This is a genomic window from Streptomyces sp. NPDC016469 (genome assembly GCF_040632905.1).
Lineage (GTDB): Bacteria > Actinomycetota > Actinomycetes > Streptomycetales > Streptomycetaceae > Streptomyces.
Genome location: NZ_JBEYCQ010000121.1, coordinates 1 through 1,247, shown reverse-complemented (window position 1 = coordinate 1,247; position 1,247 = coordinate 1). Strand labels below are relative to the sequence as shown.

Below are 1,247 nucleotides of genomic sequence, written 5' to 3'. Positions count from 1 at the left end.
GAGGAAGAACACGGATATAAAGTTGGTTCTTTAGGTCGTAAAACTGCAATCAATGGTATCAGTGACATGGATATGTTGTTTGTGCTTCCTAAAACAAAATTTAAACAATATGATGAGTACAAAGGTAACGGGCAATCAGCTTTATTACAGGATGTTAAGGCAGAAATTAGAAAAAGATATCCAAATGAAAGTATTATAGTACGTGGTGATGGACAAGTAGTAGTCGTAACTTTCTCAAATTATGAAGTAGAAGTTTGTCCCGCATTTGAAAATAGTGACGGGAGTTACAAATTTCCTGATTCAAAATACGGAGGAACTTGGAAGCGAACAGATCCAATGGTTGAGATTGGGGAAAGTGAATATACGATAGACCAAACTAATGGTCACTTTAAAAATATTTGTCAAATGGTTCGTGCTTGGAAAAATAATATTGGATTTAAAATGGGTGGGTTATTAGTAGATACATTGGTTCATAAATTTTTAAAAAAGTATCCTAAGTATGTTACAGTAACATATGAGGATTATTTAAACTTATTTAAAGATTTATTTTTGTATCTGAAAGGTCAAAATAAAGAACAAATTTATTGGCAATCTTTAGGAAGTAAACAACCTGTTTATGATAAAGGAAAAGCATTTATAGGGAAAGCAGAGAAGGCTTATAATAAAATCAAGGATTTAACCGAAGAAAGTGAAAACCTTTATGAGAAATTACAGGAAATATTCGGCATTAAGTTTCCAATTCCTGAAGTTGTTCAAAAATCTGAATTTAGCTCCTATGATTTGCGCAGTGATAACGAGCAATTTATCGATGATATGTTTAAAATTGATATCAAGTATACACTGAATATTGAATGTGATGTAAAGGTAGATGGTTTTCGTGAAGGATCATTGCGAAAGTTTATACAAAATAAGACTCCATTGCTACATAAAAGGGAACTCAAATTTTATATAGATGTTAATGAAGCAGAAGATAAAGGAATAAGTTATTCAATTTATTGGAAGACTCGAAATCGTGGGACCGAAGCTGTTGCAAGGAAAAAACAAAGAGGAGAAATTGTTAAAGGGACTTCTCAAAAAGTAGAGCCTACTTCCTTTAATGGCCCTCATTATGTGGAATGTTACATCGTTAGTAACGGAGTTTGTGTAGCAAAAGATCGTATAAGCACCACCGCGATCCCGTCGTCCTCGTTCGACGCGGTCGTCTCCTGAGCGACGGCCTTCAGATCGGCGTGGGCGTTGGCCATGTC

At 34.8% G+C, this 1,247-nt stretch carries 1 protein-coding gene and 1 pseudogene; one reads left to right on the top strand and one right to left on the bottom strand.

Features of this window, described 5'->3' with window-relative positions:
- Window positions 1-1,104: pseudogene (locus ABZ565_RS35690) on the top strand (nucleotidyltransferase); the annotation flags it as partial.
- Between the two features lie 14 nt (window positions 1,105-1,118).
- On the opposite strand, the gene ABZ565_RS35685 reads toward ABZ565_RS35690, so the two are convergent.
- Window positions 1,119-1,247 (bottom strand): HAD hydrolase family protein (locus ABZ565_RS35685; RefSeq protein ID WP_361036471.1); only part of this gene is annotated, 129 nt, incomplete at its 5' end.